This is a genomic window from Vibrio sp. Y176 (assembly GCF_033438945.1).
The window spans coordinates 398,126-421,203 of record NZ_JAWOQS010000001.1 but is presented as its reverse complement, the minus strand read 5'-3'; the positions used below and the strand labels follow the sequence as shown (position 1 = coordinate 421,203).

General features: G+C 44.3%; 12 protein-coding genes. 3 read left to right on the top strand and 9 right to left on the bottom strand.

Annotated features, from left to right (window positions below):
- Nucleotides 1–171: 171 nt before the first annotated feature.
- A complete protein-coding gene (locus R7O13_RS01935) occupies nucleotides 172–1,146 on the top strand; it encodes a M23 family metallopeptidase (protein ID WP_318302824.1) in 975 nt (324 codons plus the stop codon).
- Between the two features lie 335 nt (nucleotides 1,147–1,481).
- Here the strand turns inward: R7O13_RS01935 and R7O13_RS01930 are convergent, their stop codons facing one another.
- Together R7O13_RS01930 and ampC are read right to left on the bottom strand one after the other, a co-directional pair.
- Complete coding sequence (locus R7O13_RS01930) at nucleotides 1,482–2,126, bottom strand: CatB-related O-acetyltransferase (protein ID WP_017635780.1); 645 nt, start codon at nucleotides 2,124–2,126, stop codon at nucleotides 1,482–1,484.
- A 94-nt stretch (nucleotides 2,127–2,220) separates the two neighbouring features.
- Entirely contained in the window at nucleotides 2,221–3,372 is a 1,152-nt protein-coding gene (ampC, locus tag R7O13_RS01925; protein WP_318302823.1) for a class C beta-lactamase, read from the bottom strand.
- Nucleotides 3,373–3,731: 359 nt separating this feature from the next.
- Between ampC and R7O13_RS01920 the strand changes: the two genes are divergently transcribed.
- On the top strand, nucleotides 3,732–5,135 hold the full coding sequence (locus R7O13_RS01920) for a PLP-dependent aminotransferase family protein (protein WP_318302822.1): 1,404 nt from the start codon (nucleotides 3,732–3,734) through the stop codon (nucleotides 5,133–5,135).
- Between the two features lie 102 nt (nucleotides 5,136–5,237).
- Here R7O13_RS01920 and R7O13_RS01915 read toward each other — a convergent pair whose 3' ends face one another.
- The 6 genes from R7O13_RS01915 to R7O13_RS01890 form a co-directional block, all read right to left on the bottom strand.
- Nucleotides 5,238–5,411: a hypothetical protein gene (locus R7O13_RS01915; protein WP_262635580.1), complete on the bottom strand. Its 174-nt coding sequence runs from the start codon at nucleotides 5,409–5,411 to the stop codon at nucleotides 5,238–5,240.
- 233 nt (nucleotides 5,412–5,644) lie between these two features.
- Nucleotides 5,645–15,082 carry an Ig-like domain-containing protein gene (locus R7O13_RS01910; RefSeq protein ID WP_412125710.1) on the bottom strand — a complete coding sequence of 3,146 codons (9,438 nt, stop codon included), beginning with the start codon at nucleotides 15,080–15,082 and terminating at the stop codon, nucleotides 5,645–5,647.
- 314 nt (nucleotides 15,083–15,396) lie between these two features.
- The gene (locus tag R7O13_RS01905) at nucleotides 15,397–16,011 is read right to left on the bottom strand and encodes a phage tail protein (protein ID WP_042522652.1); all 615 of its coding nucleotides are present in this window, start codon (nucleotides 16,009–16,011) and stop codon (nucleotides 15,397–15,399) included.
- A gap of 146 nt (nucleotides 16,012–16,157) precedes the next feature.
- Complete coding sequence (locus tag R7O13_RS01900) at nucleotides 16,158–17,120, bottom strand: formyltransferase family protein (protein WP_318302820.1); 963 nt, start codon at nucleotides 17,118–17,120, stop codon at nucleotides 16,158–16,160.
- A complete protein-coding gene (locus tag R7O13_RS01895) occupies nucleotides 17,113–18,411 on the bottom strand; it encodes a hypothetical protein (protein WP_258656456.1) in 1,299 nt (432 codons plus the stop codon). Before R7O13_RS01895 ends, R7O13_RS01900 begins: the two co-directional genes overlap by 8 nt.
- A gap of 86 nt (nucleotides 18,412–18,497) precedes the next feature.
- On the bottom strand, nucleotides 18,498–18,785 hold the full coding sequence (locus R7O13_RS01890; protein ID WP_155489961.1) for a hypothetical protein: 288 nt from the start codon (nucleotides 18,783–18,785) through the stop codon (nucleotides 18,498–18,500).
- A 992-nt stretch (nucleotides 18,786–19,777) separates the two neighbouring features.
- Here R7O13_RS01890 and R7O13_RS01885 point away from each other — a divergent pair.
- Entirely contained in the window at nucleotides 19,778–22,450 is a 2,673-nt protein-coding gene (locus R7O13_RS01885) for an ATP-binding protein (RefSeq protein WP_230850652.1), read from the top strand.
- 134 nt (nucleotides 22,451–22,584) lie between these two features.
- Here the strand turns inward: R7O13_RS01885 and R7O13_RS01880 are convergent, their stop codons facing one another.
- Nucleotides 22,585–23,058, bottom strand: a complete 474-nt coding sequence (locus tag R7O13_RS01880; protein WP_005373450.1) for a DUF1842 domain-containing protein — start codon at nucleotides 23,056–23,058, stop codon at nucleotides 22,585–22,587.
- Nucleotides 23,059–23,078 lie beyond the last annotated feature (20 nt).

Sequence of the window (23,078 nt, the reverse complement as noted above, 5' to 3'; positions counted from 1 at the left end):
GCATAAACACCAAGCCAACCGTCACTTTGACTGAATTATTAAAATTATTTTTACATCCTATAATTATTAACTTAGTTAAAACAGAGGAATTACTCATGCTTTAATGCTAGTTTTTATTTAAAATATTATACTCTACGCACAACTGTCAGTATTGATAAACCAACAAAACTAATGACTATTTTAATAATAAAAAGGAGTGTGCAAGCTCCTACCGTAGCCCTTATCACTACTGCGTTAATCATATTGATTAGCGTATCGCTTTCTCACTACTTCCTCACTCCTGTGGATAGGCTACCTACCATCAAGCCTTTAGAATTCGAAAGTGAGAATGTGCAGTCATCAATTAAAAAGAAGACTCGTAGGCAAAAAATCACTATCGGTGTTGTTGAATACTCTTTTGTCGCTTCATTATTAAAATCAGGAGTGAGTCAAAAAGAGATCAACTTGCTATTAGCACTTATCAAAAGCAAGTTTAATATTATTGACTCTATTAAAAGAGGTGATAACTTTATCTTAAGAACTAAATTAAATAGTAAAAATGAAACTTACATTAGTTCTTTTTACTATTTAGGCAGTAAAACTGATTTATTTATTATCAATGATGGTCACGGTAACGTATTTGATGAGCATGGTGTGTCGATAAATAATCAGTTCATGTTTTCTTCACCCTTTGATAAAAACTACAGAGTGAGCTCTGACTATGACTTAAAGCGAACACATCCAGTGACCAATATAACGACTCCGCACTTAGGCACTGATTATGCCACACCTGTAGGTACACCGATTCGTAGTATTGCTGATGGCATCGTTTTAAAGTCCCGCTACAACCGTTTTGCGGGCAACTATATTAATATCCGCCACACAAATGGCGCTGTATCACGCTACCTACACTTATCTCAGCGCAACGTCCATGTTGGTGAGAAGATCAGCCGAGGACAAGTGATAGGGAAAACGGGTAACACAGGAAGAACAACAGGGCCGCATTTACATCTTGAACTGCACATCAATGGTGTTCCGGTTGATTACGAGCGATACATTCAAAGGCACCCAAACACTGACGTAAATATAGAAATGCTGATTGCAGCGAGAAAAGAAAAAGCAGAATTAACAGCGGAATGGCAACGGTATGAGCAGTCAAATAGGTAACAACAGCCACTTCGATTCGCTCTTTCTTCATTTATCTGAAGCGAGTCCTCGCAACCCTCTGAACGCTTCGTAGTCTGTCGCCACTAACCAATTTCAGGATCAAAAAGAGCCGCTACATGCGGCTCTTAATAATTATAGTTTCCCGATATTCCATCGGTTTCCCCTTTACCAAACACGTTGTCCTCTTGTTCTTGAACGCAAGTGGTACGCGCCATTATCATATTCACATAAAAAATCAATAAAAGAATAAAATGATTACTCATTGTATTGGCTAGATATTTAATACAAAGAGGCCCAACAATGGCCTCTTTCTGACCTTTTAAATGGTGACGTTGTCACGACACTGAATGGTTTCTATCATATTCAGCGCTTGCCTTTCTCAGCCCTTCTAAATCGTCTGAACATAAAAATCTCTTCAGGCTGTCGATTTTCTTATCAGGCCAATCATATATCCTAAGAGCAAGCAGTTCGTCTATCGTCTCTCGAGAAAAGCGATATTTGACATGCTTAGCTGGTGAACCCGCAACCATGCTGTAAGGCTCAACATCTTTCGTCACCACACTGTTTGCCGCAACGATTGCTCCTTCTCCGATAGTCACACCCGGCATTATCATGGATCGCATACCGAGCCAGGCGCCATCGCCAATATGAGTATCTCCTTTCCCGACGTACGCTTCTTCAATAAAGTCCATAAATGGGTACAAGGAGAACCAATCTGCTCTATGTGTACTGTTTCCCCCCATAACAATCACAACTTCCGCTGCAATACAGACAAAGTCACCTATATGTAACTTATCAATCTTCCATTTTGGTTCCCAATCTCGGCTGAACTCATCACCTTGTAGATATCTTACAACGGACTCCTCAAAACCGGCGTCCCAACAATCACTGTAATAACTATGTTTACCTTTAATCGTTATATTTGGGTTCGTAACAACTTCATGTAGCAAAGTCACTTTAGACCAATGCTTAGTTTTCATGAATACTCCTATAAATACTATCGAATAAAACACTGCAGATAGTATGTATCTAAATAAGCTCTAATAATTACATAGTTCCTATTACTACTAAAATTTACTTCACCACTGAGCTAATAATATGGTGAGCAGCCTCTACTCTTTCTGCATTAGGGTAGTTTTTATTCGCTAGAATCACTATGCCTATTTTTTTAGAAGGTACATACGCGACATATGCCCCAAACCCACCTGTTGAGCCCGTTTTGTTATACCAAATGTCTCGACCGAGAGTACCGGATTCACTTGCTTGCACCGGTTTAGCGTTGAGAATTACGTCGCTGGAGTTACCCTTCAATAATTGTGAAAGTGAAACGGGGTAATCATAACCTTCCCACCCTACTGCTTGCGTAAATGTATCGGTATTAAAATACTTAATGTGAGTTTGCTCTAGCGCATTCTCCATATCATTATTCAGTTGCGCTTGCCCCATATTTGCTTCGATATATTGAAGCATATCTGAGCTCGTTGATTTAATACCATAGGCTTGCGCATCAAGAATACCTGGATTAACTCTAACGGGGTTTCCCTCAGAACTATAACCAAAAGCATAGTTATTAAGCTTATCCTTTGGTACATCGACAAAGGTATTGGTCATACCGAGCTCAGGCAGGATGACGGTTTCCATCATTTCCGTATAGTCTGACTTCATACTCAAGGCACCGATGTAGCCAAATAGACCAATACTAGGGTTTGAGTACTTCCTCTTAGTACCGGCTTCGTACTCCGGTTTCCACGTTTTGTAGTACTGCATCATTTCAGCGTCGTTCGTTACTTCGCTAGGAAATTGCAATGGTAGACCACCCGCAGTGTAGGTGGCGACATGAACTAGCTTGGTATTACCCAGAGCACTATTCTCTAATTCTGGAATATAATCTTTGACCTTGTCATCCATGTCTAGCTTACCTTTTTCTTGGGCATACCCAGTCAAAGTAGCGGCAAAAGTTTTACTGATAGAACCGAGTTCAAAAATTGTGTCGTTGGTGACTAAACTCCCCTTACTTTCGTCAGCAAAACCGTAATTGTAAAAATAACGCTTGCCATCAATCGTTACTGCAACAGCCAACCCCGGAATGTCGTATTCGTTTATTAATCCTTTAGCGCAATCATCAACTACGCTCTTTAATTGACTGCTAACCGTTAACTCCGTTTTCGCAAACGTGACGAAAGAAGTGAGCGATAAAATGGCCACCAAGGCATTGTTTAACTTCATTGAACCCTCAATTTTTTAATTTTAACTTATAATTAATTTCTAGTTTATTCCAAGGCTTTTAACTTTTTATATAAAAGTAATCCTGACTTGAAGAACTCCAATCGTTAACCCTCGATGAATAACACTGTGTCTTCAAATTTTTAGTGCGATATAAACAGGTCTAAACCTGATCACCGTTGATAGGTAGGCCGGTTAGATACGAATGTAAGTAACATCCGTTTCCAAAATGGGGAAATAGTGTACTCATTACGCTTTCTCCATATCACGATAACGGTATACTAGGTAGATATACTTGGTATATACAGATCCACATCCTCACAACGCTTTAGAACCACTTTTCAACGTCTACAGAGAAAACGATGCCATTTTCACTACACTTCGAAACTGGAAAAGTCACCAGCCAACAGCTTTATTCCGAGATATACCAAGGGATATTAGAAGGCAGATTACGATCAAATGAGAGATTACCGTCAACCCGCATGCTGTCGAAAAAGTTAGGCATAGCAAGAAACACTGTCATTTCGGTGTATGAGCGACTTCAGTTCGAGGGGTGGATAGTAAAAAAGTCAGGGTCTGGCACGTACGTAAGTAATGCTCTAGAACAAACGATGGATCAAGATAAGAGACCAATAAAACACTACCAACTAGGGGTGTTTGGCACTAACGCAGCGAAGAAGCCAGAGATCATCGCACCAAAGAATCTAGACTATGACTTCACTTTAGGCGTTCCTGATCATCAGAGAATAGCAAAGCATATTTGGCGACACTCAAGACTGAGTAGGCTCAATGCATTAACTCCAGAGTTTGCACATGGTGGTGATTTGCAAGGGTTAGCTTGTTTACGAGAGTCTATCTGCGAGTGTGTGAGACACTCGAGAGGCGTAATCTGTGACCCTGAAGACATCATCATTACGCAAGGGTGCCAGCAGGCAATAATGACGACTCTCCTTACATTACTCTCTCCCGGGGATCTCGTGTCGACGGAAGATCCAGGATATCCTGTTTTTCGAAATCAAGCTCGATTACTTGGCGCGCAAATAGGCTCCGTGCCGATGGACGACCAAGGTGTTGTCGTTGAATCAATCCCTTCTAATACCAAAATTATTTATACAACGCCTAGTCATCAGTTCCCTTTAGGCTTTAGCTACTCAGTTGAAAGGAAGTTAGAACTGCTGAGATGGGCAGAAGTTAATAACGCAATCATTATCGAAGATGATTATGATGCGGAATATCACTACCTCAATACCAGTAAGCAAGCTCTCAAGTCACAAGATAAAAATGACTGCGTCATTATGGTAGGCAGTTTCTCTAAAATACTATTTCCCGGCATACGCATTGGCTATATGATTCCGCCAAAGTCTTTAATAGAGCCAATTTCAAATATGTTATGGCACTTGGGAAGAAGTACATCTGTAGTGTCTCAAATCCTACTTGACGAATTCATGCGTGACGGTCATTTCTCTCACCATTTACTCAATATGAATAAAATCTACAGCGAAAGGTATAATAAGCTAACTCAATTAATTGACAACATAGATTGCTTACAACGTATTCCAAGCCAAGGTGGATTGCATATAGCAGCTGAAGTATCGGGATGCGCGACACACATGATGAATAAATTTGCTTCATCAAATGTAGCGGTTTACCCATCATCGCATTTTTCTATCAACAATCATTCTAATGCCCTCTTATTTGGATTTGGCATTATTCCTACCCAAAAAATAGAAAAAGCATTTGATATTATTCAATCAATATTGGATTAAAGCAGATATAAAATTATCGTTTTGCTCGGTATCAATTTATCGTCGCAGTTATCAGCATCAGGGCGACAGCCAGCGTGGAACGCTTTTCAACCCAATAAGGGTTCAATACGAACTGTGTCGCTCTGACACGCTTGGTTTGGCTTCAGCCCCAACACTATATTTCTTCGACTGTAAACGTACTAGGTTCAAAGTAAAGCGACGTATCACGCTGACACTTTCAGCGCCACCAGCAACCCTATTGCGTAAATCATCTTCTTTTAAGTTCACATCGAGCATTCAATGAACCTTATTTTTCTAATATCGAACAGTAAGTTCTGCTTAACACTCTATCAAAACACTATCTTTCGCTAGATGTTAAAGAAGAAAAGACTTCAAGGTAATTAAGGATTTGTTATAGAGTATTGACCTATATAACAAAGATCACAATCACGACATTAATCTCCAGTAATTTACCATATCGCTTCATGATCGCTTAGGATACAAATTATCGAAAAATACCAAACCCTAGGTTAATACGCTGTTAACGGCTCAAAAAAATAACGAAGTTGTACCGCAATTATATCAACATCATTTTCATGTAAAAAATAACGAGCGCCTTGGATACCGATCTCCCAATTATCTGAGAGGTTGTAGCCAACTTCTGCACCAATATATCCATCAAAACCATCCACTTCCGTCGTTATCTTGCTGCCTTGATACGTACTTTCAATATCGGTATCCCAGAACAAGCCCCCCAAACTCAGTTTTGCGGACCATGAATTGTATTGCCAGAACTTATAACCGATGTCGAAGCCCATGCCCTTAACAAGGAGTGGGGCTATAGATGCGACATTGGCGTGATAGTCTTCTGGTGAAGTAGTAGCACTACGCAATGTAGCACTACCTTCACCCATATCAATATAACGAATAGTTCCAGACCATTGATCAGAAAAAGTATATCCCAACCCGACAGAGCGATAGAACCCGGTGTTGTCAGTAGAGATTACGTTATCACCTTTAACAGCATCACGCTCATCTGCATGGCTTGACCCCATTTGAACATCAACATACCAGCCCGCTTGACTACTAAAACTAAACACAGCAATTAGTGCTAGAGCACTGTTTCTTCCATAACGTTGCATGGCTCCTAACAAAATCAAAAGCATCAACACCATGCCACCCAATGATCCTGCTGAAGTATTTTCAACCTTTACATCTCTTACCAACTTAACGGTCACTATAACTTTCCCCGCGTCTTGCAGGCCTTGGCTATCCTGAATGATATATGTCAACACATCATTGCCTTCAAACCCTGAGGTAGGGGTATAGGTCACGCTCTGATCTGCATTCATGACCGCCTGCCCATACTGCGCTTGGACTGAAACCAACTTCAATGTGTCGTTATCCGGATCGGTATCGTTAGCAAGGACATAAACCGTGACAGGGGTACGATCATCGGTGGTAATATTATCGTCCACCGCATTCGGATTCTGACTGTTTACCACATTTACCGTCACCTTCGCCGATCCCGTTCCACCATTACCATCCGTTACGCTATAAGTGATCAAAGCCTCCCCGTAGTACTGTGGTTGAGTGACATAACTTAGTTTGTTATCAACCACACTAACACTACCAATATCTACAGAAGCGCGACTTACCTTCAGCCCATCACCATCAGCATCAGCATCATTGCTCAATACATCGATCGTCACCGTACCATTGAGACTAACAAACGCATTGTCGTCAATCGCTTGAGGGAGTGTATTATTGCTTACACGTGCGGCAACGACGCCAGGGTCAACGACACTGCCATTAGCCAATCCGTCATCATCGTTCGGACCACCGTCTTCAATGGTAAGTTGTACACACCAGTCACCTTCAGTCAGACCCTGTGACCATGAACTGTGCCCTGGTGGCGGACAATAACCAGCCTCGCCAGCACTAGAAGAAACCGTGTTTTGAGCATCCTCAATAAAGTCTATCCACCCCTGTTCAGCGTTATACTTTCGGTACACTGCATTTGCTGGAACAGGTAAACGCTGAGGCAAAACTAATTGATAGCTTTGGCCGGGCAGCGGCAAATTAGTTACTACAAAATCAAAGATTCCCCCTATGCTCTTCATGTTGATATCTTTAGGAAGCTCCTCATCCAGCAATAAAGCTCCTCCTGTTGCGTTAGTCAGAATGGTTATTCCTTTGCGTAAACAGACACCTGGCTGCCCCTCAATGAGGAAGCGATCTTTTTCTGACACAACCTGTTGAATTACGTTACAGTCAGAAATTGCATCAAGATAATCAGGGATACCATCACCATCACTATCATTATGACCTTCTTGATCATCCGGGATTAAGTCGCCATCACTGTCTTCACTCCCGAGCTCCGCCAATGTTTGTACCACTTCTAAATAGACATTCCGTGTCACTGATAATGGTGGAGTGCCATTGTCAGTAACTGTCAATTGCAAATTGTAAATCGCTGAACTCAGTAATTGCGGAGAGAAAGTCAATGTTTCGCTGTACATCTGCCCCGCAATCGCTTGGTTAAGTACATCGCTATCACTACTCCATCTGAAACTGTGTATATCGGACATATTGGCATCACTAACACTGCTCGTGATTGCGACCGGTTCAACACCATTTTCAATTTGGCTCCGCTGCTCCCCCGCCTGAGATACACTTACCGTGACCTTCGGAGCCACATTCTCTTCAAAGATTGTCAAGGTGTAACGACGCTTACTACCTAGATTAAGGGTGCTGTCCAGATCAATCACTAAGGTTTCAACGCCCTCATTTTGTCCATCATTAAGTAGTTCGAACGAAAGTTTGCCTTCGGTACCACTAGGTATCACCACTTCACCAGAGGTGAGCGTGTGGTCATCACTGTCCGTGCTTCCTGAAACCGTATAAGGTATGATTACTGGGTAGCTCGGCGAAGGACCGTTAAGGTGTATCGATACGCTATGATTGGTGCCTTCCGTGGTTTGCGCATCTTTGGAGATACTTATCAGTGGATACACTGTTACCGTTTGACTAGCTTCAGCGACGTTTCCATCAGAGTCTTGAGTGCGCCAATAGACCGTATTAGTTCCAGGTCGGAAAAAGGTCGTGCTGTCGACCAATGAAACAGGTAATAGCTTGCCTGTACTATCTCGTGCCACAGCAGAGCCTAATGCAACTTTAGTAAAGAGCGAAGTTGCGTTCACTTCGATATCTGAAGGTGCGGCTATTGTTGGTGCGTCCAATTTCGCACTTTTAATTGTCACGATTGCTTTCGCGGTGGCCTTTCCACCGTTACCATCTTTCACACTGTATTGCACTGCCACTGTACCAATTGAGGTCGTTACCAATTGGATTTGACTGCCCACAATCGTTGCCGTTCCAGATGTAGGTTTAACCCATTCCAGTTGTAATGTATCTAGATCAACATCGCTGTCGTTGCTGAGTACATCCAATAAGTAGCTACCATCGTTACTCTCGGTAAAGACATAGGTATCATTAACCGCCACTGGCTCATCATTAACGTTGATTACCGTGATGCTAAACGCTGCTAAAGATGTGCTTAGCTCACCGTCTGAGACACTAATAACAATATTATTGGTGCTGCCAACATGCTCATTTTCCGGCGTACCACTTAGCAACCCAGTTGCTCTATCAAAGGTTGCCCATGATGGTTTATTGCGGATTGAAAAGCTCAAGCTACTACTATCAACATCCGATGCCTGCAGCGCAAAGCGGTACGTACTGCCTTCGTTTACGGTAAGAGCAGGAGTGCCACTGATCACTGGCGCGTCATTGACATTGTTAACCACAATACTGAATCTATTGAGCATTGTGGTCGTGAGACCATCAGAAACCGAGATAACAATGCCCTGATATTTGCCAACATCACCATTATCTGGTGTACCACTACGCGTGCCTGTTGATGCATCAAAGCTAGCCCAAGATGGCTTGTTCACGATACTGAAGGTGAAGGCTTGGCTGTCAACATCTGACACTTGTGGCGTGAACAGATAGGTGCTGTCTTCATTCACTTGTGTTGCTGGTGAACCAGAGATAACGGGTGCATCGTTAACGTTATTCACAGTAATCGAAAAAGCTGACAATGAGGAAGAAATAGTGCCATCGGATACGCTAATCACGATACCTGGATAAGTCCCCACATAACGGTTACTTGGCGTGCCAGAAAGCGCTCCTGTTGTCTTGTCAAATGTAGCCCAAGGTGGCTTGTTAGCTATCAAGTAGGTCAGAGTATCCGCTGGGTCATTGTCCAATGCCGCGGGCACAAACTGATACACACTATCTTCATCAACTTGCGCCGATGGGGTACCCGTAATCACTGGCGCGTCATTAACGTTATTCACCGTGATGGTCACTAACGCCACTCCAGAGGTAAGTTCTCCGTCACTTACGCTGTAAGTGAAACTGTCCTGACCAAAGAAGTTACTGTTACCCGTATAAACCGCGTGATTGCCTGTGACGGTAACATTACCGTTGACTGGCGATTTTACAATTTGATAGCTCAAAGATGAGCCTTCTGCATCGTTACCATTTAAAGTAATGGTCAGCGGTATTTCTTCCTCTCCCGTAGCACTGATATCGGTCGCGGTTGGTGTATCGTTGACTGCATTAACCGTCAAATCGACACGAACCTCTGTCGAGTCGAGATCACCGTCGTTGACCTTGAACAAGAAGAAGTCGGAGCCATTGAAGTCCGCTTCTGGTGTATAGCGCCAACTATTATTGGTCAACTGCTCTAGCACGCCATGACTGACTTGCTCAGTGATAAGATACTGCAGAGTGTCATCATCGTTATCAATATCTGAACCAACCAGCGTGATCACCAAACTATTGTCTTCATCAAGCGTTTGTGACTGTGCTTGCGCCATTGGTGCGTCGTTGACTGGTGTTACTGTCATGGTCACTGTTGCGGCGTTAGATACAGCACCTGCTAAGTCTGCCACCGTATAGGTGAAGCTATCTTCACCGAAGTAGTTCTCATTGGGGTTGTAAACAATCGCTCCTGACGCCGTCACGTTCACACTGCCATGTGCTGGCGTATCGACGACTGTGACACTAGTGAGTTCAAAACTGTCTCCAACATCGGCATCACTATCATTGCCTAATACATTGACCTCGAAGGAGCCTCCCTCTAGTAGTTGTGCACTGTTATCAACAGCAACGGGGGCATCATTCACTGGCGTAATATTGAGCGTGACGGTTGCAGGCACTGAGACTGCTTGACCACTATCGGTTAGCATGTAGGTAAAGCTATGTTGACCATTAACGTTCGCTGTTGGCACAATCTTTAAGGTCCCATCGACATTGACACTGACCGTGGCAAAACTGTATACCCCCTCTCCTTGACCAAGATCTTGCAGGGTAATACTACTCGGGGTGAATGACCCATCTTCAATATCACTGTCGTTACTTAAAATATCGAGTGTCGATGTGATATCTTCATCAAAAGTAAAACTGTCTTCCTCCGCTACTGGTGAGTCATTGACGGAACCGATATTGACGCTGACCGTGGCCGCAAGAGAAACGCCGCCTTCACTGTCTGCGATCGTGTAAGTAAAGCTATCGCTACCATTTTCATTCGGATTCGGCGTATATACAAAAGTGCCTACAGTTTGATCAATGGCTACTTGTCCTTTTTGAGGCAAACTAACTAACGATAAATCACCCGTTGGGATGCCATCTTCAACATCCTCCGCTTGACTACGCGCGCTGACTGCTGCGCTTGCGGTATCTTCGTCGGTGTTGATGGTCAGCGCTTTAGCGACTGGCGCATCATTTATAGCCATGATAGTGACGGTCACTGTCGCCTCTTGCGACTCCTGCAGCAGGGCATCTTTCACGGTATAGGTAAAGCTATCTGTGCCTGTCTCATTATTATTTGGCGTATAGGTAACAACGCCGTTGCTGATCGACACCTGACCTTTAATTGGTTGCGTTTTAATCGTTGTAGAAGAAGCGACCATGTCATCATTAACATCGGAATCGTTGGCTAACAGATTAAATTGTTTCGCCGTATCTTCCTCAGTCGAGAAGCTATCATCAACTACCGTTGGCGCGACATCGTAGCGTTTGGTCACAGTATCCGTCACTGCATCAGATGCGTTGCCTGCGACATCGGTTACCACCACGCTTACTGTCAACGTCCCCTCTTGCAAAACAGTGACGTCAATGCCCGTTACTTGCATGGTCTCCGAAGAAATTGTTTGACTAGCGCCGTCAATGGTCGTGGTACCGTCGGTCACGCTATAAGTGAACATCGCGTTCACTTCAGCTGCTGCGAAGGTAAAGCTCATCGCCTGTTCGTTGGTTTTGTTAATGCTCTCCTGATCAATACTGATGCTATGTCCAGTCGGGATCCCCGTATCCACTGAGATCAACAACTGAGTCGCTGCTGTATTGAGGTTGCCAGCTGCGTCGCTAAATTTCTCGGCTGCAACATCAATAGTTGCATCCTCAGTGCTTTCTTCTGCAGGTGTAAAGGTAGCCGTGTAACTGGCGCTACTGCCCGCAAAGTTAGAAAGAGTTCCTCCAGCCACGGTCACATCGGCTTCGGAAAAATCAGTTGCGGCTTCACTCAAGGTAAACGTGAGTGTTGCCGTTTCACCCGCTTTCAACGCAGCGCTGGAGCTAGTGATACTAACGGTTGGAAGCACAGTATCGACGCTGATGGAAAATGGTGTAGCTGCACTATTGGTGTTACCAGAGGCATCGGTAAATGTGCCTGTGGCAACTTCAATAGTACCGCTCGTCGCACTCTCTTCCGTTGGTGTAAAGGTCGCAGTGTAGCTGCTACCACTGCCAGCAAAACCAGACAAAGTACCGCCACTAACCGTGATATCCGCCTCGGTAAAATCGCTCGACGCTTCACTTAAGGTAAAGGTAATGGTCGCCGTTTCGTCCGCTTTCAGCGCCAATTTATCACTGGAGATAGTCACACTCGGCACTAAACTATCAACGGTTATAGACAGTTGAGGCGCAGCAGTGTTGCTATTCCCGGCAGCATCGGTAAAGAAATCTGCCGCCACGTTAATCGTCGCTGTACTTGTACTGTCTCTATCCGGCGTAAAGGTGGCCGTGTAATTGTCACCGCTGCCCGCAAAGTTAGACAAACTGCCGCCAGTGACGGTGACATCTGACTCAGTAAAGTCACTTGAGGACTCACTTAAGGTGAACGTGATACTCGCCGTTTCGCCAGAGATCAAATCAAGGTCTGAGCTGCTCAAAGAAACAGTTGGCCTCACGTTATCTAACGTAATTGTTGTGCTATCTATACTGGAGGTGTTGCCCGCCGCATCGCTCTGGCTCGCCGCGACCGTCAGGGTGCCGTTGTTAAACGCACTTACATCAAACTCACTGCCAATAGTCGTCCAAGCCCCGGTATTGTCGGCCGTCACCGTACGACTGACTGAGTTGTTATTGTCCGTGATGGTCACGGTCACACTATTGCCAGCCTCCGCGCCGGAGCCAGCAATCAGCACATCATTGTCTTCTGCCGCATTGACGATACCGTCGATTGCAATCGGCGTGGAAATGGTAACAGCGGATGGCGCTGCGTTATCTAGGGTTACGCTCTGGGTGGCTACGGTGGAGATATTACCTGCTATATCAGCTTGGGTTGCAGACACCGTCAGGGTGCCATTGTTCAGGCCACTGACATCCAGCTCGCTGCCGCTCAGCGTCCAGTTGCCTGAATTGTCGGCCATCACCGTACGACTGACAGAGCTGTTATTGTCCGTGATAGTCACGGTCACGCTGTTGCCTGCTTCCGCGCCGGAGCCAGCGATCAACACATCGTTATCTTCTACTGCATTGACAATACCATCGGTTTCAATCGGTGTAGTGATGGTCACAGCTGATGGTGCGGCGTTATCTAAGGTAATGCTCTGGGTGGTCACTCTGGAGGTATTACCCGCCGTATCCGATTGCGTCACAGCAACTATGAGTGTGCCGTTGTTCAGGCCACTGACATCAAGCTCACTGCCGCTCAACGTCCAGTTGCCTGAGTTGTCGGCCGTCACCGTACGGCTGACAGAGCTGTTATTGTCCGTGATAGTCACGGTCACGCTATTGCCTGCTTCCGCACTGAAGCCAGCGATCAGTACGTCGTTGTCTTCTGCCGCATTGACGATCCCATCAGTTTCAATCGGCGTATTGATGATTACAGCAGATGGGTCTGCATTATCCAGAGTAATACTCTGGGTGGCTGCGGTAGAAGTATTACCTGCTATATCTGCTTGGGCTGCAGACACAGTCAGGGTGCCGTTGTTAAACGCACTTACATCAAGCTCACTGCCGCTCAACGTCCAGTTGCCTGAGTTGTTGGCCGTCACCGTACGACTGACAGCGCTGTTATTGTCCGTGATGGTCACGGTCACGCTGTTGCCTGCTTCCGCGCCGGAACCAGCGATCAACACATCGTTATCTTCCGCTGCATTGACGATCCCATCAGTTTCAATCGGCGTGGTGATGGTCACTGCTGATGGGGTTGCATTGTCCAGGGTAATGCTCTGTGTGGCTGCGGTGGAGATATTACCAGCTATATCAGCTTGGGTTGCAGACACCGTCAGGGTACCATTGTTCAAGCCACTGACATCCAGCTCGCTGCCGCTCAGCGTCCAGTTGCCTGAATTGTCGGCCATCACCGTACGACTGACAGAGCTGCTATTGTCTGTGATAGTCACGGTCACGCTGTTGCCTGCTTCCGCGTCGGAGCCAGCGATCAACACATCGTTGTCTTCTGCAGCGTTGACGATACTGTCAGCCTCAATCGGTGTGGTAATGCTCACTGCTGATGGGGCTATTGTATCAATGGTGACACTTAACGCGTTGGATGCCGAGCTAACATTATCATCGCTATCAGACGCTTTAGCGCTTATTGCATGTGTAATACCAGACGCCAACTCATTGGTTGTTATCTGCCAGTTCCCGCCAGTAGCAGTGCCTGTGCCAATAACCGTTGCACCTCCACCGACTTGATCACTGTATAAAGTAACGATCGATCCACTCTCAGAAATCCCACTAAACGTTGGTGTAGTGTCACTGGTAATATTATCAGTATTTAATGGCCCGGTATCCGAACTAGCATCTAAATCGGGTGTAGATGGCGCATTTGGCGTGGTATCGACTGTCGTAAAGTTAAATGTGGCATCATCGCTGATCCCAGCGAAGCTATTATTTGCGCTGTCAGCCACGGCACTGGATTCAATATGAATGGCGTAGGTCCGGTTCCCTGCCAGATCACTGGTTGGGTTTAAGTAAACTTTATTGTTGGTAACACTGATGCGACCAGCGCCTGGTGATGTTGTTGTGCCATCGCTTTCGGTGGCAACATTAAATACTTCAAAGTCGCGACTGTCGGTAACATTACGAATGGTAATATTGCCGCTCTTCAGCTCAATATTTTCATCGAAGGCAATCTCGATGTTGTTGCTAACAGAAACATTGGTTGCATCATCAGTGGGGGTTGAGCTCGCACTGACAAAAGTAGGCGCGGTAGAGTCTGAAACCGCAGCGTCATCAATCTTGATACTTCTGATAAGATAACGAGAGTCAGCACCCGGACTTCGGGTAAACGCCATAGTCACTGTATCAACGTCCTGCCATGCCGAATCATTAAAGTCTGTACCACGGGTCAGGGTAAACAAGTCCTGTAACCCTGAGTTTGCTTCACCACCTTTTGGCAAGGTGACAGTTTCGGTCACTGTTTGAGTATCATTAGAGAAGCCAGTTAACACAAGTTGATACGTTTTATCTGAGTCTCGGGCCGACCCCTGCATAAAGGTAATTTCGTCGAAACTGAAGTTAGTACTTGATTTCTCAAAAAAGCGGAAGCCACGATTGTTGAACTCATTAATCATGGTATTTGAGTAAAGAACACCAGCTACAAACCCGAGGTCATTTAGGCCAGTAAACGGAGTGCCATCCGAGCTAGTGCCCGCATCTAATACCATAGATACAGCACCTGCATTGGTAAGAGTGACTGAGGGCATACCCCCTGTGACGCCGGTCTCCACCTCACTAAAATTGGAACCTGAACCATTAGAGTAGTTAATCGTTTGCTGTGCAGCCCAGACTCCACCGGAAAAAAACGCTGAGAACACCCATGCTGTTGTAATTGCGATCGCAACCTGACGATGTAATCTCATTTTCCTCTCCTGAAGATGACGGCCTTATCAACATGGCCGGGTTATCATAATCAACTTAAATATTTAATTTTTTATAGGAAAGGATTAGCGAAAGATTCAGCCAATTCTTTCTTGGTTGATTAGCTGTGCGGTGGGTATACTCCCGCAGTGGCAATTAACCAATTAATCGGCAATACCGGGCTCAAAATATTAAGTGGCATTGAACCGCCTGTTTTAGTCACAGTTACAGTACCTCCGCCCGAGCCACCACCAGAAACACTTAAGCCTTCGATCTCGGTCAAATCTGGTTGCTGAAACGTCGGTTTATAGAACCCGGGGGTAGAGTTTTGCGCTATATACGAATTACTATCAGGTACCTGTGTATTTGCAGCATTGGTAGCAACCTTCATCCTGCCTGTTACAGGTGCAGAAGTGCCAAGAGGGGTAAAAATTGCCGTATGTAAGTGTGCTGGCATTTGAGTTATATCAATAGTTACCAGTTCAGTACCCAATCTTTCTCCCTGATGATAATCCATCCCCCCAGGTCGTGTGCCTACACCAACTGGACTGCGGCCACGCAAATCAGGTAAACCAAAGGTAGTTCGGGCGTCACCTCCGTATAGAGTGCTAACTAGAGAGAAGAGCGCTGGATTATCTTCAATTGCCTGCATTTGCCCCGAGCACATTGCCCAATTTCTAATTGCAAAATTGCCGCCAAATGCGGTTAGTGTCCCAAGATACGGTTCTGTAGCCATACTGTTCTTCCTTTTAACGTATACACTTAAGTTAAAACCAACCCATAACGTAATTGGTGTGGTTGGTTAAAACTTTCCAATCTCGCATTACTAAATACCGTTAAGGGCTTCATTAATGCCGCAAAGAGCCGTATTGAGATATTTCTTTACTCGCAGGCCGAAGAGCGCTGAAGCAATGACATCCCAGCGTCCAGCCCAGCCATTTGCGCGTAGCGATAACCCGAAAACACGCCTTGCTGTGTAGCAATAACATCTATTGATATGGCGCTATCTAACGTTTTCACTTGTAACCCATGTTGTGGGCTGATCTCGAGAATGCTCCCCGCCTCAACACCAACTAAAGAAGTCTCCACTGCGCTTGCTTGCAAAACATTGGCGACACCATTTGGCAAGCTCAACATCGCACCTCCGAAGTCATGATTGCCTGCTCGCACTAAGTTGACGATTTCGCGACTCGTTTGCACGTTCCAACGAATGTGCAGATCATGTTGGTTTACTGCTCGTGCCACTTCGTTGGGGTTTGATACTTGCTCACGCCAAACCAGCCCTTGCTTTTGTTGCGCGATGAGGAAGTCATACATCAGCTTAGCCGTCATTTGTGACGCTTTTTGCTGAGCACTGGTTAAGGTCTCAAACGGGTGAAATGGTACCTCTAACTCCATTCCTATAGCGCCGGAATCAGCCGATGCCTCAAGACGATGCAGGGTGAGGCTAAAGGTGTCTAAACCGTCTCTTAATTGCCAATAGAGAGGCATCGGGCCTCGATACTCGGGCAGCTTTCCCGGATGAATGTTGTACAAGTTTCCGTTGAAAAACTGACACAGCGAGGAATGAACTATGTGCCTGAACAAATAGATGACGCCATCCGTGACTCGCCAAGCATCGAGTTGCGCTATCAAAGCACTGCTGTCATTGGCGGTATACTGAGCAATATGAATCGATTGAGCGCTCAGATAGCTCTGTAGCTGCTGTAAGTCAGGATTTAGTTCTCCTTCCGGTACTACCACGCCCGCCAATTTATGCTGTTGTGCCAACAACTGAATGATGGGCAAGGCGTAACAACTTCCTGTAAAAACGACGTATTTTTGCTGCATATCGAAATCATCCATGGGTGGCGACAAAACCTGGCAATCCGGTTAACTGATAATAGAAACTGACCTTATCCCCTCCCCTCGCTTCGAAGTAATGGTGTTCAACAGCTTTGGGCTTGGCATCCACATAAAAAGTCATGTCGGGTTTAGGATGTGTAATACCGGAGTCGTATTGTCCGACCATGGCATCTCCGTAAGTATCGATATGGCTGTAAATGGCGAGGATACGTTTTGCCATATCTGGCACATCTTTCGGCAGCTCTACGGTGTTGCCTTGCAGCATTTTTATTCCACCATCTAGCTCAAAAATCTCGCTTTTGAGCAACATGGCTTTATTAACATTAAGAATTTCTCCCAGATCAATTCGATCATCTATCGCTTCCGGTTGGCAATGGTTGGAATGTGCATACTCTGCTTTTTTCCATTGTTGATTAAATTCCGTCTCCCCGATGACCATCATGGCGCGCACAGATACCTGCTTGGGGATCATTTCGCCTTGAATATGTAAATATTGAACCAAATGTTTCGCGATGCTGAGGAACCCTTCCCGACTAAAGCCATGCTGCATCGCTTCAAGTATCAGGAGATCAAACGTTTGAGTTGGCGAAAATTGGGTAGCATCTTCTTCCACTAAGGCTTCAATGTAGTCTGCGATATCGAGATCCGCGATCAATTGATTGAGTGCTTTAATCGCTCCGGGGTGAATATCTACTAGTGTCACCTGAAGCTGCTCTGCGCTAATCCGATCACTTTGTTTGTAGTGAGCAAGTAAAGGCAGCAGCAACGGTGCAAAGGGGCCGCAAGCTGGATAAAGCACTTTAACCTGTGACTTGTTGGCAAGCATTTGTTGGATAGCTTTGTTTGTACCACACGCAAAGCCTTTAATTCGGTACACATCTTTGATGGTGTGTTTACAGTTAAGAGGAGACATCACCAGCCCAGATGTGGAAATGTACTGTCGGGTCAGTTCCTCTTGAGTGAGTTTAGCCAGAGAAAGAGATTGGCAAGCGTTGCCATACATGGTCTGAAAGGCTTGCACCAGTGTTCGGTGCTCAACTTTCGTCTCCTTCAATACGAGCTCAACTGCCGCAGCGAAACTCTCTTTCAGTTGTCGTCGGCGTTCAGCCGTGCTGAGTTGGTTTTGGAGCATAGCCTCAAGTTGAGTCCGTAATGAGTACTTAAGCAGCTCATCCATTTCGGGTTCAGCAAAACCAAACTGTTGAGTTTGTTGCTGCACTTCTTCAACACCGACCGTCTCACGAGATTGAGGACGTTGCTGGTAGAATTCTATAGATGAGCCTTTTTGCATAATTCATGAACCTCACTTGCCGCTGTAGCAGTAGTTAATGATGTAACACACCTGTACTTGAGAAAAACATATGCCAGAGGTCCGCGTTACAATATCTCAGCTCCCGGCTCTAACTTCATAAACCGTACTGACAAAATTGGGCAGAAAAATTGAGATAAAAACAGTTCTAATCCTGTAAATTCAGAGAGTAGTAAATAGTTAGGGTAATAGGCCTTTCGATAGGATTCTTCTAAAGCAAGCGCTTGCCAATCCCCTCGATGGCAAGATCGTTTGACATATGGCAGCCACGCAGTCTCCTTAATAGAGGTAAGCGCGGCACTCAAGTGTGGTGTAATATGAAAGCCTTTTAACAGGCAGAAAAAGCCAATATCCATAGTATAAAGCCAACTATTTATAATATTGAAATTAAAATAATTTTTTCGGCAGTTATTTTGAAATTGCCGATATTTTATTTATAGACTAGAAAAAATCAGTTAGCCAGAATAGAGATCAAAAAAAACACTAAAAATAAGATTGTCAATTTATATCTCTAAAATTAAAGAATTTAATTTTTAAAGTTTAATGAAGTCCAATATAAGTTTAAGGTGTGCAATCTTTTAAAAGATATAAGTTTAAAGATATTTCAAAAAACTTATTAAGAAAAACATGAACTCACAAAAATAAATATCAAAATTATTAATAAAAAACACCACTAATATAACAATGAATTAATGTGGTTTGAAGATTAAAATGCCCATTTCATTTTCGTATATAACATTTTAACTACTAGTATTATATGCGGTGAAATAAGATAAATTTATTCAATCAACATATCCAATCGATTCAGGTTTACTGGGAAAAGCTATACGTTACAACGGAGTGAAATATGGCAAATAGGGATGGAAGAATTCCACTCAACGTATTACGACTCAAAGAACTGAGAAAGAAATTAGGACTGAGCCAAGAAAGACTGGCGGAAGAATGCTTTCAACAGGGTTTTGTCGTATCTATTGCTTCTATAAAGCGAGCAGAGTCTGGGGCGAATGTGCTGTATCGTACCGCATCCAATCTCGCGGAATACTTTTCTGTCCCCGTAGAGGACCTTTTAATAGATCGGGCCTCAGAACCATTATTTACAAATGTATCTTCATCACCACCATATTTTTTTATTTTTGCAATCGAAGCAAAGTGTGATTTGACCGCAAAGGCTCTGCAAACCTTACTTCTCAGCCAAAACACTACACCCATAATACAAAACCGAACGTTTGTTCTTACTTGGTCTTTACAGGAATCGGACGAATATATTTTTGAGCGAATTCGACAACTAGCCCTTCAATTAAAGGTTGCTCTTTCGGCTTCGATTCGGTCTTTTATCAATGTGAAATACATGCATCGAATCACTGAGCTATCGGAACATCCGAATGCGATAACCCCAATCAATGAAATCCTAGTTAAAATCCCTTGGGGAGAAATAGCTGCTTGTCCTTGCTTTATCTCGTCCAATTGTGCCAGACCAATAAAACCTTTTCTAACAGGAGAGCCAGACTTCAACAACTGGCATTTTGTATCCTTACACCAAAACCATACTGACTGTTTCGTAGGGCGTAAACTTGAACTAGAAACATTGAATAGCGGAATCAAGCGATGGCAAAAACAAGAAGCAGGCCAAACGTATTGTATTACTGGTACCGCAGGGATAGGAAAGACCAGCCTACTCAACCAGGTCATTTCGTCTTTGAGTCGTTCTTCGTGTTTAACCACAGAGATTCAAATCCTGAATCATGGCAGTGCTGATCTCTTGTCCCCTCAAAATATATTCACTCGGGCAATTTGTTCATTTACTCGTGAAGATACCGATGATTCTATTCGTCAGCAGACTGTCGAGTCATCAATTCCCTCTTCTTTCCATCTCTGCCTTTATTGGTTAATGGGGGTAACACTCAACGAATCAGAAAAACAGCTGCTGAACTTAATGGAGTTCCAAACGCTGAAACAAACGATAGAGCAATCTATCCCTTTCTTAATTCAACAACGGCAGACCAGCAAACCGCATTTGATTATTGTTGAAGATGTCCATTGGGCCGACGAGGTAATGTTGGCATTTCTTGAGACACTGCTACCTTATATTACAAACACCAATATTTTACTCTTTCTGACGTTTAGGCAGCAAAAACGACTTAGTTCCAAACAATCTTGGTTTGCCAACGTGAATCTAATCGAACTTAGGGAGTTATCATCTGAAGAGTCTTACGAGTTAGCTTGCTCAATCACATGCCAACAGAATAAACATATCAATGACTGTATAAAGCTTGCGAAAGGCCATCCTCTATACTTACGCCAAACACTACTTTGTTCTCAGTTTGATAAAGACGTTCCGGAGTCATTGGAACATTTAGTTTCGATACAATTAGCTCAACTTCCAGCCCAAGATCGCCAAGCACTCTGTACTGCATCTGTGTTGGGGCAGTACTTTCAACTGGAGCAACTGCGTGAAATCACTCGAATTCCCGGCTACGTACCAGATAAGTTAGTCGACGCTGGCTTAGTAAAACTCAATGGCGATCAATACCTTTTCCATCATGATTTGATTTGTAATGCTGTTTTCCGTCAAATAGACAAGTCACAGTGTTCAAAAATACACATGGCCTGCGCAAAATGGTATGAGAACCGAGATCGGTTCTTATATGCAGTCCATATCAATCATGCCAAGGGCGAAGGTGTATTTACTGTTCTTGACCAGACCGCCAAACATTACCTGAGCAATTATCAATTTGAAAAAGCACTGACTCTTATTGAATACGCTATTAAAGAGTCACCTAAAGCACAGATGGCGTATGCACTAAATATGAAAGGAAACTGCCTGTATTCGATGGGACGCATCAAAGAGAGTATTGAGGTTCTTGAGCAAGCGATTCATCACACAGAAAATGATTCTGAACGTGTTCAATACTATTTAGACCTCATTAACCCCTACCGTTTAACCGACAACTTTGTACAAGCGATGTCGATTTTAGACCAAGCCCAAGCCCTGTGCGAAAAGCTGACGTTAAATAAATCTTTGTGTGAAATTCACTCGATGAGAGGTAATATGCTGTTCCCCACTGGGCAGCTAGACGAATGTGAGAAAGAACATTTACTTGCATTAGATTACAGTCAACGAGCAAACTGTTTTCGCGCGAAAGCAAAATCGCTTGGCGGCCTCGGTGATTGTGCCTACGCACAAGGAAAAATGGCTCGCTCATACGAGCACTTAACCGAGTGTTTGCAACTGTGTGAAGAGCATCAGTTGCTTTCGATTGAAACTGCCAATCGCTACATGCTGGCAACAGTGATGATCTATCAACTGCAATCTGACGAAGCACTAAAACAGGCTCAGCATGCCTCGAATCTTGCCTATCTCACGGCAAACCGCCGAGCAGAAATTGTTTCTAGGCTTACGGCTGCATGGATCTTTCTCGACCGTAATGTCTTGGTGCAAGCTGAAAACGAAATCTCGACCGCTCTACAACTTTCAAAACAGCTTAATGCTCATCGATTTGTCGCTTTTCTTTTGGAGTCCAGTGCAAGATTGCACTGGTATCAGGGAAAAGAGGAGAAAGCCCTTTCGGACATCGACACGGCTCTAGATCTTGTTCATATCAATAAGCTACACAATTTTATTGGTCCTTGGCTCGTATCTACCAAGGCACTTATTTGTGGCGATGAATCAACGGCCCTCTCCGCTTTGCGCACTGGTGAGGCTTGGCTAGAATCTACCTGTGTTGGTCATAACTATTTACGCTTTTACCAACAAGGAATCCAAGTAGCGTGGCAGTATAAGCAGCCTACGCTACTTCGAAAATATCGCGATAAGCTGTCTAACTTCACCCAAGAAGATCCGCATCCATGGGGTGATTTTTATATTGAACAAGCGAATCTGATGCTTGCCTTACTCGACCAGTCCAGCTCCGTCTCTGAGTTGTTAAACTTCAATCAGGCCGCGCGTAAGCATCAACTGAATCAGGCTCAAATAAGTGTTGATGAGCTCGACCATTGGCTCTCCACATCTACTCAACCATGAAATATTCAATAAACGAAGAAAGTCGATTAATTGCACCGTCAAGTCATCGTGTTTACTCGATTTACCTCGTCAAACACAGATATTCGAAACCATCGAATATCTGTGTTTTGGCACAGTGTCATCGCTGATGAGATTTATGCTGGCGCAAGATCATTTTGCTCCACCTTAAAGTTCTCGATGCTAGGAACATGCTCAGGCAAAAGTAGAGTAACGCGTTGATTTGCTGCTTCAATCCATTTACCTGAACTATTTTTATATCGATAGAATGCCACGCCTGACTTCCAATCATCATTAAGTAGGAGGTTGAGCGTTACGTTATGAAGATCAGCTCCTAAAGGAGCAATGCCTAGATAAGGCTGGTAGCCCTGCAACGTCACCATGATATGACAATCACGCATCGTGCATTGATAGTTGAAACTACCATTGAGATCAGACACCACATTTAACGGTGGGTTAACGGCCTGAAAGATATGTCCTTTACCCACTATTGATTTGTCTTCGCTGGCCACGAGTAGATTAACATCGAAGCTCACTCCTCCAGGTAAGCCGTTACCAATTTGATAATGAGCAGTAAAAATTGCTTGTGATTCTTTTGAGTCCATTTTCATTGTGTTCTCCAACTGAATTT

Coding starts and splice junctions, on each gene's coding strand:
- ampC (WP_318302823.1), bottom strand. CDS start 3,372: ATGAAGTTAAACAATGCCTTGGTGGCCATTTTATCGCTCACTTCTTTC.
- R7O13_RS01895 (WP_258656456.1), bottom strand. CDS start 18,411: ATGCAAAAAGGCTCATCTATAGAATTCTACCAGCAACGTCCTCAATCT.
- R7O13_RS01920 (WP_318302822.1), top strand. CDS start 3,732: ATGCCATTTTCACTACACTTCGAAACTGGAAAAGTCACCAGCCAACAG.
- R7O13_RS01915 (WP_262635580.1), bottom strand. CDS start 5,411: ATGCTCGATGTGAACTTAAAAGAAGATGATTTACGCAATAGGGTTGCT.
- R7O13_RS01935 (WP_318302824.1), top strand. CDS start 172: ATGACTATTTTAATAATAAAAAGGAGTGTGCAAGCTCCTACCGTAGCC.
- R7O13_RS01930 (WP_017635780.1), bottom strand. CDS start 2,126: ATGAAAACTAAGCATTGGTCTAAAGTGACTTTGCTACATGAAGTTGTT.
- R7O13_RS01905 (WP_042522652.1), bottom strand. CDS start 16,011: ATGGCTACAGAACCGTATCTTGGGACACTAACCGCATTTGGCGGCAAT.
- R7O13_RS01880 (WP_005373450.1), bottom strand. CDS start 23,058: ATGAAAATGGACTCAAAAGAATCACAAGCAATTTTTACTGCTCATTAT.
- R7O13_RS01900 (WP_318302820.1), bottom strand. CDS start 17,120: ATGGATGATTTCGATATGCAGCAAAAATACGTCGTTTTTACAGGAAGT.
- R7O13_RS01885 (WP_230850652.1), top strand. CDS start 19,778: ATGCATCGAATCACTGAGCTATCGGAACATCCGAATGCGATAACCCCA.
- R7O13_RS01910 (WP_412125710.1), bottom strand. CDS start 15,082: ATGGTATTAGATGCGGGCACTAGCTCGGATGGCACTCCGTTTACTGGC.
- R7O13_RS01890 (WP_155489961.1), bottom strand. CDS start 18,785: ATGGATATTGGCTTTTTCTGCCTGTTAAAAGGCTTTCATATTACACCA.